The following is a 252-nucleotide window of genomic DNA, read 5'->3' as shown; positions in this document are numbered from 1 at the left end:
TGAATCAATACTCATAAATTCTGAAGTTAAGTCTATGGAGATTAACTCAAGATCTGACAATTTGGGCTTGCGGATTTGATTTAAAAAATTCATTTTACTTTCAATTGTTATCAGTATCTCTAATATTTTTCATAATTTGCGGTAAAGCTGTTCATATTTAATCGTTTGTTAGACTATTAAATTTAGGTATTTAGCTAATAATGAGCAGCTCCCTTTTTTTTATCCTAAATGAACCACGGGTTTAATAGAATA

Annotated in this window: 1 pseudogene; it reads right to left on the bottom strand. The window is 28.2% G+C overall.

The features are described 5' to 3' along the window. Positions 1-155: pseudogene (locus GNY06_RS15490) on the bottom strand (IS982 family transposase); the annotation flags it as partial. Between the last annotated feature and the right edge of the window lie 97 nt (positions 156-252).

The organism is Elizabethkingia argenteiflava, from assembly GCF_009904105.1.
GTDB lineage: Bacteria > Bacteroidota > Bacteroidia > Flavobacteriales > Weeksellaceae > Elizabethkingia > Elizabethkingia argenteiflava.
The sequence above is the reverse complement of the archived record's forward strand: the minus strand, read 5'-3'. Positions and strand labels throughout refer to the sequence as shown.